This window comes from Actinomadura sp. BRA 177 (genome assembly GCF_013372625.1).
Taxonomy (GTDB): Bacteria; Actinomycetota; Actinomycetes; order Streptosporangiales; family Streptosporangiaceae; genus Spirillospora.
In genome coordinates this window covers 1-12786 of the sequence record NZ_JABXFD010000290.1, presented here as the reverse complement: position 1 = coordinate 12786, position 12786 = coordinate 1, and the positions used below count along the sequence as shown (strand labels likewise).

At 71.7% G+C, this 12786-nt stretch carries 13 protein-coding genes, 1 tRNA gene and 1 other RNA gene; 5 read left to right on the top strand and 10 right to left on the bottom strand.

Annotated features, from left to right (window positions below; genetic code table 11):
* Nucleotides 1–62: 62 nt before the first annotated feature.
* The 3 genes from HUX53_RS13365 to HUX53_RS13355 are packed head-to-tail and all read right to left on the bottom strand — an operon-like array spanning nt 63 to nt 1635.
* Entirely contained in the window at nt 63–611 is a 549-nt protein-coding gene (locus HUX53_RS13365; protein ID WP_176403499.1) for a DUF5063 domain-containing protein, read from the bottom strand.
* The gene (gene recR, locus HUX53_RS13360) at nt 604–1203 is read right to left on the bottom strand and encodes a recombination mediator RecR (RefSeq protein ID WP_067628314.1); all 600 of its coding nucleotides are present in this window, start codon (nt 1201–1203) and stop codon (nt 604–606) included. The genes HUX53_RS13365 and recR overlap by 8 nt, the downstream gene beginning before the upstream one ends.
* A 30-nt stretch (nt 1204–1233) precedes the next feature.
* Nucleotides 1234–1635, bottom strand: a complete 402-nt coding sequence (locus HUX53_RS13355; RefSeq protein ID WP_309237196.1) for a YbaB/EbfC family nucleoid-associated protein — start codon at nt 1633–1635, stop codon at nt 1234–1236.
* Between the two features lie 207 nt (nt 1636–1842).
* Here HUX53_RS13355 and HUX53_RS13350 point away from each other — a divergent pair, with 207 nt between their 5' ends.
* Nucleotides 1843–2421 (top strand): sugar O-acetyltransferase, encoded by a 579-nt coding sequence (locus HUX53_RS13350; RefSeq protein WP_176403497.1) that lies wholly within the window; start codon nt 1843–1845, stop codon nt 2419–2421.
* A gap of 21 nt (nt 2422–2442) precedes the next feature.
* Here HUX53_RS13350 and HUX53_RS13345 read toward each other — a convergent pair whose 3' ends face one another.
* Both HUX53_RS13345 and ffs read right to left on the bottom strand, forming a co-directional pair.
* Nucleotides 2443–4719, bottom strand: a complete 2277-nt coding sequence (locus HUX53_RS13345; RefSeq protein WP_176403496.1) for a DNA polymerase III subunit gamma and tau — start codon at nt 4717–4719, stop codon at nt 2443–2445.
* A gap of 54 nt (nt 4720–4773) precedes the next feature.
* Nucleotides 4774–4869, bottom strand: an RNA gene (gene ffs, locus HUX53_RS13340) — signal recognition particle sRNA small type.
* Nucleotides 4870–4929: 60 nt separating this feature from the next.
* Here ffs and HUX53_RS13335 point away from each other — a divergent pair.
* From HUX53_RS13335 to HUX53_RS13325, 3 genes are all read left to right on the top strand, one after another.
* The gene (locus tag HUX53_RS13335; RefSeq protein ID WP_176403495.1) at nt 4930–5262 is read left to right on the top strand and encodes a DUF952 domain-containing protein; all 333 of its coding nucleotides are present in this window, start codon (nt 4930–4932) and stop codon (nt 5260–5262) included.
* Between the two features lie 10 nt (nt 5263–5272).
* Nucleotides 5273–5360, top strand: a tRNA-Ser gene (locus HUX53_RS13330).
* A gap of 108 nt (nt 5361–5468) precedes the next feature.
* Complete coding sequence (locus HUX53_RS13325) at nt 5469–5804, top strand: hypothetical protein (protein WP_217919396.1); 336 nt, start codon at nt 5469–5471, stop codon at nt 5802–5804.
* A 156-nt stretch (nt 5805–5960) separates the two neighbouring features.
* On the opposite strand, the gene HUX53_RS13320 is transcribed toward HUX53_RS13325, so the two are convergent.
* Entirely contained in the window at nt 5961–6236 is a 276-nt protein-coding gene (locus HUX53_RS13320) for a DUF4242 domain-containing protein (RefSeq protein WP_176403494.1), read from the bottom strand.
* A 71-nt stretch (nt 6237–6307) separates the two neighbouring features.
* Nucleotides 6308–7867 (bottom strand): HD domain-containing phosphohydrolase, encoded by a 1560-nt coding sequence (locus HUX53_RS13315; RefSeq protein WP_176403493.1) that lies wholly within the window; start codon nt 7865–7867, stop codon nt 6308–6310.
* A 138-nt stretch (nt 7868–8005) separates the two neighbouring features.
* Here HUX53_RS13315 and HUX53_RS13310 point away from each other — a divergent pair, with 138 nt between their 5' ends.
* Nucleotides 8006–8314, top strand: a complete 309-nt coding sequence (locus HUX53_RS13310; RefSeq protein WP_176403492.1) for a type II toxin-antitoxin system VapB family antitoxin — start codon at nt 8006–8008, stop codon at nt 8312–8314.
* On the opposite strand, the gene HUX53_RS13305 is transcribed toward HUX53_RS13310, so the two are convergent.
* From HUX53_RS13305 to HUX53_RS13295, 3 genes are all read right to left on the bottom strand, one after another.
* Nucleotides 8315–9559 carry an MFS transporter gene (locus HUX53_RS13305; RefSeq protein ID WP_176403491.1) on the bottom strand — a complete coding sequence of 415 codons (1245 nt, stop codon included), beginning with the start codon at nt 9557–9559 and terminating at the stop codon, nt 8315–8317.
* A gap of 377 nt (nt 9560–9936) precedes the next feature.
* Nucleotides 9937–10647: a FadR/GntR family transcriptional regulator gene (locus HUX53_RS13300; protein WP_176403490.1), complete on the bottom strand. Its 711-nt coding sequence runs from the start codon at nt 10645–10647 to the stop codon at nt 9937–9939.
* Between the two features lie 236 nt (nt 10648–10883).
* On the bottom strand, nt 10884–12365 hold the full coding sequence (locus HUX53_RS13295) for a helix-turn-helix transcriptional regulator (RefSeq protein WP_176403489.1): 1482 nt from the start codon (nt 12363–12365) through the stop codon (nt 10884–10886).
* Nucleotides 12366–12786: the final 421 nt, after the last annotated feature.

The following is a 12786-nucleotide window of genomic DNA, read 5'->3' as shown; positions in this document are numbered from 1 at the left end:
AGCAGGCCGCGGCGGCCGTCTCCGGTGCCTCGCTCCGGCCCGCTCGGCAGTCGCGCATACCGCTACTGAGCTGCGGCGACCTCGGTGGTGACGTCCAGGCGGGCGTTCGCGACGAAGGCGTGCAGGGCTCGCAGGGCGGCGCCGGCGTGGTTGCCCCAGTGGTTGAAGTAGGAGTACTGCCACCACCAGAGCGCTTCCAGGGGGCGGTCCTGGTTGTAGTGCCGGAGGCCGTGGACGAGGTCGCTGGCGACGTCGACCAGGTCGTCCGACAGGCGGTAGGACGTGGGCTCGGTGTCCTTGTACGGGTCGAATACCTCGACGTACTCGTCCAGCGCGATGAGGCGTTCGGACAGGCCCTGCCGGATGGCGTCGAGGTCGGGGTCGTCGCCGACCTCCGGCTCCCAGTTGTCGGGCAGGATGACGTCGGCGCTGGCGCCGAGCTGCGCACCGGCCAGGATGACCTGCGACACTTCGAGGAGGAGCAGCGGGATCGTGTGCGTACCGCCGTCGCCGCGGGCGACCGCCTCCAGTCCGTTCAGGTAGTTGTCGACGTGGCACGCCACGCGCTCGGCGAGGGCGTTCCAGTCCTGCGGGCTGTTGGTGTCAGACATCGAGCAGCCTCCGTCCTTCGAATGCGCGGCCAAGCGTCACCTCGTCGGCGTACTCGAGGTCGCCACCCACCGGCAGGCCGCTGGCCAGACGGGTGACGGTGAGGCCCATGGGCTTGACGAGCCGGGCGAGGTACGTCGCGGTGGCCTCGCCCTCCAGGTTGGGGTCGGTGGCGAGGATCAGCTCGGTGACCGTCCCGTCCGCGAGCCGCTGCATCAGCTCGCGGATGCGCAGGTCGTCCGGGCCGACGCCCTCGATCGGGCTGATCGCGCCGCCGAGGACGTGGTAGGTGCCGCGGAATTCGCGGGTCTTCTCGATCGCGACGACGTCCTTGGACTCCTCCACGACGCAGATGATGTGCGGGTCGCGGCGGGCGTCCCGGCAGATCCGGCATTCCTCTTCTTCGGCGACGTTCCCGCACGTCTTGCAGAAGCGGACCTTGTCCTTGACCTCCTTGAGCGCCTTCCCGAGCCGTTCGACGTCGGCAGGGTCGGCGGCGAGCAGGTGAAAGGCGATCCGCTGCGCGCTCTTGGGGCCGACGCCGGGCAGCCTGCCCAGCTCGTCGATGAGGTTCTGGACCACCCCTTCGTACAACGGACCCCTCCTTTCCTTGTTCGTCCGGGGTCAGGCGCCCGGGCCGCCGCCGAGGCCGGGGAAGCCGCCGGGCAGCCCGCCGCCTTCGCCGCCGGCGCCCGGGATGCCGCCGCCGAGCCCCTGGGCGAGCGGACCCATCTTCTCCTGCTGCAGCTCCTGCGCCTCGCGGGCGGCGTCCCGGATCGCGGCCAGGACGAGGTCGGCGATGGTCTCCGCCGTGTCGGCCGGGTCGTCGGCGTCGATGGCCTTCGGGTCGATCGACAGGCCGACGACCTCGCCCTGCCCGTTGACCGTCGCGGTGACGAGCCCGCCGCCGGCGGTGCCCTTCACCTCGGCCTCCGCGAGCTCGCGCTGCGCGTTGAAGAGCTGCTCCTGCATGGCCTGCGCCTGCTGCAGCAGCTCCTGCATGTTCAACTGACCACCGGGTTCCACGGTGCACTCCCTCTTCCGGCCCCCGAGGGCCTGCTCACTGGCGCTCCGCCAGCCACCGGACGTCCGTCCCCCGAGACTACGGGTTCGCGCCATGATGCGGTAAGTACGCCCGTCACGATCTTGGCGAGTGTGGTCCCGCGCCCGCCCCGAGTCAAACAACCCCGGCCGTCCGCGTCCGCACCGGTTTCCTGGGTAGGTCCGGGTGCGATGACCGACTTCTTCGCCGGGGACCCCCGCACCAACCGCGAACGGATGCTCGCCGGTGACCTGTACATCGCCGACGACCCGGACCTGGAGGCCGCCTCCAAGCGCGCCATCGCCCTGGCCCACCGGTACGGCGAGGTGTACGCCACCGACCCGGACGCCGCCCGCCCCCTCCTGGAGGAACTGCTCGGATCGATCGCCCCGGACGCCCATATACGTCCGCCGCTGTACGTCGACTACGGCTCCTACATCACCGTCGGTTCGGGCACGTTCGCCAACTACGGCCTCACCGCGCTGGACGTCGCACCCATCACGATCGGCGACGACGTGCAGATCAGCCCACAGGTGCAGTTGCTCACACCGACACACCCTCTCGACCCTTCGCAACGCCGCGCGAAGCTGGAGGCCGCCGAACCGATCACGATCGAGGACAACGTGTGGCTCGGCGGCGGCGTCATCGTCTGCCCCGGCGTCACCATCGGCACGAACACCGTCATCGGCGCCGGCGCCGTCGTCACGAAGGACATCCCCCCGAACGTAGTGGCCGCAGGCAACCCGGCCAAGCCGATCCGTCACCTCTGACCCGGCCGCACCGGGGGTCCCCTAGGCCTGGGAGGTGTCGATCTCGCGGATGACCTGGCCGCCGAGTTCGCGCTGGATGAGCGCCATGCCGTTCATCTCGGCCTCGTTGCCGTCGGCGTCCGCGTCGCCTTCGGGGTCGACCTCGTCGCTCTCGTCCACGGGTGCCGGCTCGGGGGGCGGCGGAGGGTCGTCCGGCGGCGGAGGCATCGGCCCCGGGTCCGCCTGCCGTGGCGCCTCGCCGTTCGCCGGGCGGGGGACGGGGTTCGTGTTCGGCCTGGACGCCTGGGCGGCGGGCTGCGGCGCCTGCGCCTCCGGTGCACTGCCGAACCCGCTGGACGCGGGCCCGCCGCCGGATCCGAAGCCGGCGGACTGCGCGGACCCGAACCCGCCGTTGGGTCCGTTCCCGGCGCCCGGCCGGCCCCCGCCTCCGGGCCCGCGTCCGCCACCGGATCCGCCGCCACCTCCGCCGCCGCCTACGACGGTCTCGATGCGCCAGTCGACGCCCATCCGCTCCTTGAAGACCTCGCGAAGGACCGTGTCACGGCCGCCGTTGACAAAGCCCAGGCGGCGTCCCTCCGCGTCAAAGCCCAGGGTCAGGACCTTCCCGTCCAGCGACACGGGCTGAACCCCGGACATGATGACCATCCAGGTCGCGCGGCTCTTCTGCTTGACCGCCTCAACAACGTCCGGCCAAAGCCGCTGAATAGTCCCGAAGTCCGTCCCCCCGGCGGCCGATGGCTGCGGCGGGGCAGGCGCGGCTGCAGCGGGACCGCCCGGCGCACTTCCGGACGAACCGCCACGGGGTGAGCCGTGCGCGCTCCCTGGCGATCCGGCGGACGGTGAGACCTGCGCGCTTCCTGGCGAACCGGCGCGGGGTGAGCCGTGCACGCTCCCAGATGAGCCGGTGGACGGGGTGGCCGGGTTATCCACAGAACCGTGTTCTGGCGGTGTAGTGGAGGGGCGCGGGTTGACACTGGAAGTGGGGTCGCCCCCCTGGGAGGGCGGGGTGTGGTCTCCGCGCATTTGAGCAGCGGCACCGCGCCCTTGTCCCCCGGCTCCCTGTCCAGGCGATCCCTGCCCAGGCGTTGCGGGTGGGGGGACGGTCGCGAAGGCTTGCGTCATGCCGGCTCCGCCGCCCTGGGAGGCTCGGCGTTCCAGGGCGTCGAGGCGGGCGAACATCGAGGCCTCGTCCTCGTAGGCCGCTGGGAGGAGGATGCGGGCGCAGATCAGTTCCAGGAGCAGTCGCGGGGACGTGGCGCCGCGCATCTCGGTCAGGCCGGTGTGCAGCAGGTCGGCGGCGCGGGTCAGCTCTCCGGGCCCCATCGAGGGCGCCTGGCGCCGCATCGCCTCCAGTTCGTCCGGCGGGACGTTCAGGAGCCCCGTGCCGCCCGCCTCGGGGACGTTCGACAGGATCACCAGGTCCCGGACGCGTTCCAGCAGGTCGGCGGTGAACCGGCGCGGGTCCTGGCCGCTTTCGACCACCCGGTCGATCGAGGCGAAGACGGCGGCGCCGTCGCGGGCCGCGAAGGCCGCGATGACCTCGTCCAGCAGCGCGGAGTCGGTGTAGCCGAGCAGCGAGACGGCCCGCGCGTAGGTGATGCCCTTCTCGTCCGACCCGGCGAGCAGCTGGTCCAGGATCGAGAGCGTGTCGCGGGCGGAGCCGGCGCCGGCCCGCACCGCGAGCGGCAGCGCGGACGTCTCATAGGGGACGTCCTCGGCCCGCAGGATCTCCTCGACGAGGTCCTGCAGCACTCCCGGCGGGATGAGCCGGAACGGGTAGTGGTGGGTCCGGGAGCGGATCGTCCCGATGACCTTCTCCGGCTCGGTGGTCGCGAACACGAACTTCAAGTGCGGCGGCGGCTCCTCGACGAGCTTCAGCAGCGCGTTGAAGCCCTCGCGGGTCACCATGTGCGCCTCGTCAATGATGTACACCTTGAAGCGCGCCGAGACCGGCGCGAAGAAGGCGCGTTCCCGCAGGTCGCGGGCGTCGTCGACGCCGCCGTGGGACGCGGCGTCGATCTCGATCACATCGATGTGCCCCGTCCCGGACGGGCCGAGCGCGACGCACGAGTCGCATTCGCCGCACGGGTCGGGGGTCGGCCCCTTCTCACAGTTCAGCGACCGGGCGAGGATCCGCGCGCTGGACGTCTTGCCGCAGCCGCGCGGGCCGCTGAACAGGTACGCGTGGTTGATCCGGCCGTTGCGCAGCGCCTGCTGCAGCGGCTCGGCGACGTGCTCCTGCCCCTTCAGCTCGGCGAACGTCGCCGGCCGGTACTTGCGGTACAGCGCCAGACTCATCGGGGGTCCGCCCTCCTGGAGAAGCAGAGCGTCAGAAGCACACAGTCCCTTAAACGAAGGGACCCCCCGCACACCCGCCAGAGCCTGTTTATCCTTGCTGCCTTCCGGCCCTGGGGAGGTTCACAGGGTGACGCCATGCGAGGGGTCTGCCCCTGAGTCTATGTCATCCCCGGCCCTGGATTGCCACGCTTCCCGCGTAGTCTCCGCCTCATGGCCGCCCCGATCCTGCACATCGCCGAACGAACCCACTGGGAATCCGCCCGCGCCGCCGGTGTGTCGTACACCATGTCCACGCTGGGCCGGACGCTGGACGAGGAGGGCTTCATCCACTGCTCGTCCGACATGGCCCAAGTGGACGGCGTCCTGGCCCGCTTCTACACCGGCGTCCAGCGAGAAGACCTGGTCCTGCTGAGCATCGACGTGTCCCGGCTGGACGCCCCGGTCCGCTACGAACCCGCCGGTGACGAGCTCTTCCCTCACGTCTACGGACCGATCCCGGTCTCCGCCGTAATTGATGTCAGATCACTGCCCGGGACCCGGTAGGCTTCCCCGTGGAGGATTCGCCTAGTGGCCTAGGGCGCACGCTTGGAAAGCGTGTTGGGTTCACGCCCTCGCGAGTTCGAATCTCGCATCCTCCGCCACACCGAGGCCGGTGCCCACCACGGGCACCGGCCTTTCGCATCCCCCGGCTACCGGTCACTTGTGCCACCGTGTGACACGGCATGGCACTCTGATCCATCCTGGTGGGCATGAGCGCCCAACCCGAGGTCACCCAACGGGACCTGCACACCGAACGGGCGCGGCGGTTGGATGTACTGCAGCGCGCGGAGAATGAGTTCGATCCGATTCCGTTCGACGTCGAGGCCGCTCGGATCTATGGGCGTGTGTGCGCGGCGGTGGTCGCAGCGGGCCGCAAACCGCGGCGCCGGATCGCCGGCCTGTTGATCGTCTCTGTCGCGATCGCCGAGGGACTGCCGCTCTACACCACCAACCCGCAGGACTTCCGCGGGCTGGAAGATCTGCTGACCGTCGTTCCCGTCACCAGGCCGGGCACTCCACGCGAACCTCGGCACCTTCCAGCGTGAGGAGGCGTGGCGTCCATCCACGCCCCGGTTCTCACCTCGTGCGTCCTCGACAGAGCACTGGCCGGCGCGGTGATCGGGCTCCTGACGCTGCACGTGAGGGACGCTTGCCGGCGTCCCTCACGTGTTATAGGTCCGGCACGCCGGGCCATCAGGGTGTCACTGCTCGGCGGTCACGGGGTCGATGATGGCGCTGACCTGGCGGATGTTGTCGCAGGGGAAGCCGCCGCGGGTGGCGTGGTCGCGGATCAGGTCCGCGTTCTCGGCGTTGTAGACGCAGAACAGCCGGTCCTCGGCCACGTAGCTGTGCACCCACTGGATGCCGCCGACCATGCCGTCCAGGACGGCGTTGGACTTGGCCGCGAGTTCCCGCAGGTCGTCCGCGCTCAGCTGCCCGGCGGACGGGACGGTCCGCTCGATCACGTACTTCGGCATGGTGCCCTCCTGGGTCGGTGTCCGCGTCCCTCGCGGACATCACCCAGCGTGCGGCCGGCCCGGGGCCCGGGTCATGAGGTGTTCGCCCCATGGTCCAGCAGCCCGTGCTCCATCGCGAACAGGGTCGCGGCGGCCCGGGTCGAGACACCCGTTTTGGCGTAGATGTGCTCGATGTGGTTTCCGGCCGTCTTGGGGGTGATGCCGAGCCGACGGGCGATCTGCCGGTTGGACGAACCACGGGCGAGCAGCGCCAGCACATCGGTCTCGCGCGGCGTCAGCCCCGCCGGTCCGGCCGGACGGCGGGACGGACGATGGCCGGCGCAGGCGAGGACGGCATCGACGGCGGACGCGTCCAGCCGCCCGGCGGACGCCTCGGCACGCAACTCCTTCGCGGCGGCGGACGCCGTCAGCGCGGCACGGTGCGGACGGGCTTCGGTCATCGCCTGGTAGCAGTCGGCCGCCGCGAGGACCCGGGCGGGCATGGGGATCGCGGCGGCCGGCAGGCCCCGGTGATGGCCCGAGCCGTCCAGCCGCTCGTACGCCAGCGCGGCGACGGTGCCGATCGAGGCGAGCGCGGGCGGCCGGGCCAGCATCCGGTCGGTGTAGTGCGGGCAGAGCCGCACCCGTTCCCGCTCGGCCGCGGTCAATGGGCCGGCTTTCTCCCAGATCGTGGTCGGGATGCCAATCCGTCCCAGGTCATGAACCAGGGCCGCGCGCCGGACGAGGCTGGTGTCGACGCCGAGCCGGGCGGCCGCGGCGGCGGCGAGCGCGCTCACGCCCCGTGAATGTCCGCGCAGGTGGGGCGCCTTGAGGTCGGCGTAGTCGGCGAGGACTTCGAGGGCCCGGTCCAGCTCGTCCTCGGACAGCGACGGGCGCAGGGCCGGTTCCGCGGCGATCAGGTCGTCCCAGCTCGATCCCTCGGGCAGCCCGGCGAAGAGATCCGGCGCGCAGGAGAGGAACTCGTCGGCGATCGCGGGGTCGAAGTGGCCGCCGCGCCGGTCGGCGGCGACCTTGCGGGCGGCGTCCGGGCCGCCGTGCCGGTGGTGGACCTCGGTGACGTCCGCGACGTGCCACAGCCGGACGGCGATCGCGATCCGGTCGCCGGCCAGGCCCGCGGGCAGGCCCTTGCCGTCCCAGCGCGCGAAGATCTGCCCGAGCGGGTCGCGGACGTCCGGTCCGAGACCGAGGCGGCCGGCGATGGCGGCGGTGACCTGGCAGTGGGAGCGCAGGGTTTCGCGCAGGGCATGGGCTCCGGTCACCGCGACGACGGCCTTGGCGCCGACCCGTTGCACGGGTGGTGCATCCGTCCCGGCGCGGCGGACGAGGTAGCCGAGGAAGGGCAGCGGCTTGGTGTCCACGTCGAAGACGCCGGCACGGTAGTCGATGTCGTCCCCGAACCATTTCGAGGCTTCGTGGCTGTCGGCGATGCATCCGACCCAGCCGAGGAGGGCCGTGTAGTAGAGCGCGGCACGGTCCGCTTCGTCCAGCCCTATGCGCGACCCCAGGCGGCAGGCGAGCAGACAAGAGCGTGCGACGTGCTCCATGGGCTGCCCTAGGCCCAGGTCGACGGCCAGGGAGAGCGCGCCCACCAGCTCAGCGAGCCGTACTCCGGAAGGACGCGCACCCGTCATGGCCCAACGGTACGCCCGGAACTTAATGACGGACGGCCTGAACTGCGCGGTAACTGGTTTACCGACTGAGGCAACTCAAGTGACACGTGTTGTTGCGTTGCCTTCTCCCGCTGGAAGGCGACGCCGTAGACTCGGAGCGTGATCTTCAAGGCGGTCGGTGACGGAAGGCCCTATCCGGACCACGGGCTCTCGTCCCGGGACTGGGCCAAGATCCCGCCTCGCCAGGTACGCCTCGACCAGCTCGTCAGCACCAAACGCGAGATGGACCTGCAGTCCCTGCTGTCGAAGGACTCCACGTTCTACGGCGACCTGTTCCCGCACGTCGTCCAGTGGCACGGCGAGCTCTACCTGGAGGACGGCCTGCACCGGGCGCTCCGGGCCGCGCTGCACCAGCGGCTCGTCCTGCACGCGCGCGTCCTGGACCTGGACGCCGTCGACCTGACCTGATCAGCGCGTCCGGGCGGGCTCCAGGGCGGCCACTGCCGTGCGGGTCGCCGGACGCGCCGGCCGGACGAAGCCGGGACGCGCCGCCAGCAGCCCGAAGACGATCTCGGGCACGACCAGCGCGAGCAGCAGCACGATGGGAACGTTCCAGCCACCGGTGGCATCGTGCAGCACGCCGACCGCCAGCGGGCCGGCGGCGGCAAGAAGGTAACCGCCCGTCTGCGCCATCCCGGACAGCCCCGCCGCCACTGACGGGCTCGGCGACCGCAGGCTGAGCAGCGTGTACGCCAGCGGGAACGCGCTGCCCGTGCCGACACCGAGGATCAGGACCCACGCCCACCCGGCCGACGGGACGAGCAGCAGCCCGACGAGGCCCACCACCATGGTGACGGCGACGGCGACGATCACTGGACGCTGGTCGCGCAGCCGCGCGGCGAACACCGGGACGACGAAGCCCAGCGGAATGCCGACGATCATCATCGCGGAGACCATCATCCCGGCGGCGGCGGGCGCGTATCCGGCGTCCTGCATGATCTCCGGCAGCCACGACATCAGGACGTAGAACATCAGCGACGTCAGCCCCATGAAGACGGCGACGTACCAGGCGGTCGGGGAGCGCAGCAGCGAACCCTCACCGCGCGGGGCCGCCACGGGCTCGGCCGGCGCGCGCCGGCCGCGGAGGGCGAGCGGCCCCCACACCAGCACGGCGACCAGCGACGGGACGGCCCAGACGGCGAGGGCGAGCCGCCACCCGCCCGCCTCGTCCAGCGGCACCGCGAGCCCCGCCGCGACGGCGCCGCTGGCCGCCATCAGCATCATCGCGAGGCCGGTGAGCGACCCCACACGGGACGGGAACGCGCGCTTGATCACGGCCGGCATGAGGACGTTGCCCATCGCGATCCCCGCGCCCGCCAGGACCGTTCCAACGAACAGCGACACGGGGGACTGCACCACGCGCAGCACGATCCCCACCGTGATCATGACGAGAGACCCGGCGATCGCGGTCTCGGTGCCGAGCCGCCGCGCCACGACCGGCGCGACGCCGGCGAACGCGCCCAGGCACAGCACCGGCAGCGTGGTGAGGACCCCGACCTCGGCGCCGGACAGCCCGAAGACGTCCCGCAGCTCGCCGAGCACCGGGGCGATCCCGGTGATCGCCGCCCGCAGGTTGACGGTCAGCAGCACCAGCCCGACCAGCGACCACACGGCCGCACCACGGGAAACCGGAGTCGTCGCAGAACTGTTCATCTCACCTTGCTCGCCATCACATCGTCCCGCCCGTCCCATCGGTCCGGGCTACTCATCAGTTCAAACTGCTCGCCGCTTCGGCCGCCCCGCCGGTTCAGCCGTCCCGCCGGTTCGGCCACCCCGCCGGTTCAGCCGTCCCGCCGGTTCGGCCACCTCGCCGGTTCAGCCGCCCCGCCGGTTCAGCCGTCCCGTCGGTTCGGCCACCCCTGCCCGTTCGGCTGCCCCGTCGCTTCGGCCGTCTCGTCAGTTCGGCCGTCTTGTCAGTTCGGCCGGCGGTGCTGCGGCCATCTCGGCCGCCCCCGCCGCCTCGCCGGTTCAGCTGGCTCATCGCTTCGGGTCGCCTCGCCAGTTCGGCGTCTCGTCGGGGGGCGGGTCGGTCAGGAATCGTGCTGGGTCTCGGGTGTCGGCTCGCGGGCGGGCGCGGCGGTGGAGGCGAGGATCTGGTCGAGGCACGCGTGGGTGGCCTGGGTCGCGGCGTCGGCGTCGCCCGCCTCGACGGCCGCGGCGATGGGGCCGTGCGGGACGTCCGCGTGCTCCAGCAGGACGCCGGCGGCGCCGATGCTGGCCCGCAGCGCGGCGCTGAAGTCGCGGTACAGGTCCGTGAGAACGCGGTTGTGGGTGGCTTCGACCACGGCCGTATGGAAGGCGAGGTCCGCTTCGACGAACGTGGCGTGCTCACCGGCCGCCCAGGCGGCGTCGCGGCGGGCCAAAGCGACCGCGATGGCGGCGATGTCGGCTTCGGTGCGGCGGGTCGCGGCGAGCCGCGCCGCCTCCACCTCGAACCCGCGCCGGACCTCCAGGATCTCGACCAGTTCCGCCGTTTCCAGGCGCCGCCGGACGGCCCCGGACAGCTCGCTCGTCGCGCGGACGTACGTCCCGTCGCCCTGCCGGCTCTCCAGGAGCCCCGCATGGGTGAGCGCGCGGACCGCCTCGCGGACGGTGTTGCGCCCGACCCCGAGCGTCTCCGCCAGCACCGGCTCCGGCGGGATCTTCGCGCCGACCGCCCAGCTTCCCCCGACGATCTCGTCCCTGAGCTGGCCGATCACCTGGTCGACGAGCGACGACCGCCGAGCCGTGCGCAACGTCATCCAACAACCTCCGATCAACCAGTCATCCTACGTTTAAGGGTAAAGCAAGATCGGGTCGGCTTTGTTCCCGTCTCAGGGGATATCGATCACATCGCTTCCCGCGTGGTCCTGGAGACCGCGTCGGCCAGCGATGTACGACGTGCCCACCTCGATCGGCGACGAGGGGGCGACGCACGTGTCGCTGTCGGAGGCCGTCCAGCCCCAGGCGTCACCCGACTGTCGTGGGATGCGGGTGGTCAGCGGCTCGGGTCGTCGTGGGGGCCGTGGAGGGAAGGCGTCCTCGCACCGGGAGGTGAGGACGTGATCTGGGACGCGGACAGACCGGCGGCCTGGAGGGCTTGGCGGTACGCGGCGGCGGCGCTCTCGGGGTCCTGGACGAGTTCGTACAGTTCGCCCAGTTCCCTGAACAGGTGTGCCGCCGGACGGCCCGGTGCCAGCGCCGCGAGCTGATCGGACGCCGCGTGCAGGACGACCTGGGCGGCCGTGCGGTCGCCCTCGGCCACGCGTGCGCGCGCGAGGACGAGCCGGGCCAGGATGGTCTTCTGCGTGCGCACGGCGAGGTCGCTGCCGGGCTGCGGCGTCACAGTGTGGTTGCTCGTCGGCGGACCCAACGCCAGCCCGGTGTCGAGGAAACGTTCCAGCGTGGCGATCGCATCGTCCAGTTCACCGGTGAGGACCAGCGCACGCGCCTTGGTGATGGTGCTCTCGGTGGACTCTTCACCCTTGAGGTCCGTCGTCCCTTGGAGAAGCTCCAGCGCCTCTTGCGCGGCCTCACGCGTGCCCTCCGGCCGCGGACGTTCGACGCCGAACTCACTGGACGGCATCGCACCCGGCGCCACGATGGCCGAGAACGGCAGGACGCCCCTGAGCAGCGCCTTGGCGCCGGCAAGGGCGAGACGGGCGCGGCTCTGCACGGGGGTGGCGTCGGTGCGTGCCGCCAAGGCCTGGTCGGCGAAGTACAGGGAATCGCCGATGGTCCCCTCGTCCAGTGCGCGCATGCTCGCCCGCTGGTAGTGGACGCTCACCGGCTCGTCCTCGGACTGCTCCGGGTTGAGGAGGCGGCGTCCGAGCTCGTGCGCGCGCGTGGGGTCGGAGCGATCCACGTAGGCCAGGAGCAGGATCCGCCCGGCCTCGGTGAACTCGTGGCCGGCGCCGAGCCCGAGCTGCTCCAGCCGGGCGACGGCGCGCTCACCGAGCGCGATCGCCTGCCCGAGGTCGCCGACGGTGTGGTAGCACCTGGCCAGCGCGATCACCGGCGGCAGCCAGCTCGCCCGGCCGGGGTCGCGCTCGGCCTGCTCGCGCAGCTCCTCGAAGAGCGCGATGGCGGCGTCCGTCCGGCCCAGCTCCTCCAGGGCGCGGGCGCGGCCCCAGCGGGCGCGGGACGTCAGGTCGGGGTCGTCGCTGCGCGCGATCACCTCGTCGAACCCGGCCTCGGCGGTGGCGGCGTCCCCGCGCAGCAGCGCGAGGTGGGCGTGCCGCTCCCGCACCTCCAGGTGCGCGCGCTGCTCCGGCTCGACGCCCTCGGCGAGGTATTCCGGCGTGCAGCCGAGGCGCTCGGCCAGCATCCGCAGGACGGTCGGCGTCGGCGTGCGCTTGCCCGACTCGATCAGAGAGATATAGCTGTCGGAGAGGTCGTGACCGGCGAGCTGTGCCTGCGACAAGCGTCTGGTCAGCCGCAGGTTGCGGACACGTTCTCCGACGTTGCCTGGACCCGGCATGTGGACTCACTTAGCGGAAGTAAACAGGCGGCTGGGGTGCCGACATGATTGCACATTGCGGGTAATCGCACATCGAGAGCAATGATGCGGGGTTTGCGGACGCCGTCCGGCCGGGCCTGTCCCGGCCCCGCGCTCAGCTCCCCGGAACGCGGTGGCGCGCCGGTTCGCGGCGGTGCTTCGCCTGGCGGTCGCGACGTCTGTCACTCCGCCGACGGTAGCCGACCGCGTGCCGAAGATCTTGGACACCGCCGATATTGACCAGTCCACCGCGCTTTCCGGTCAACCACTTTCCACCCGCCCCCGTCCGATCCGCGCACGTCGCCCGGTCGGCGCAACGTCCGGCCGGCGCACGTCCCGGCGGTGGTCCCCGGGCGACACGCGTCCGGGCGGTGGTCGTTCGGTCAGGGGTTCGGGTCGGGGT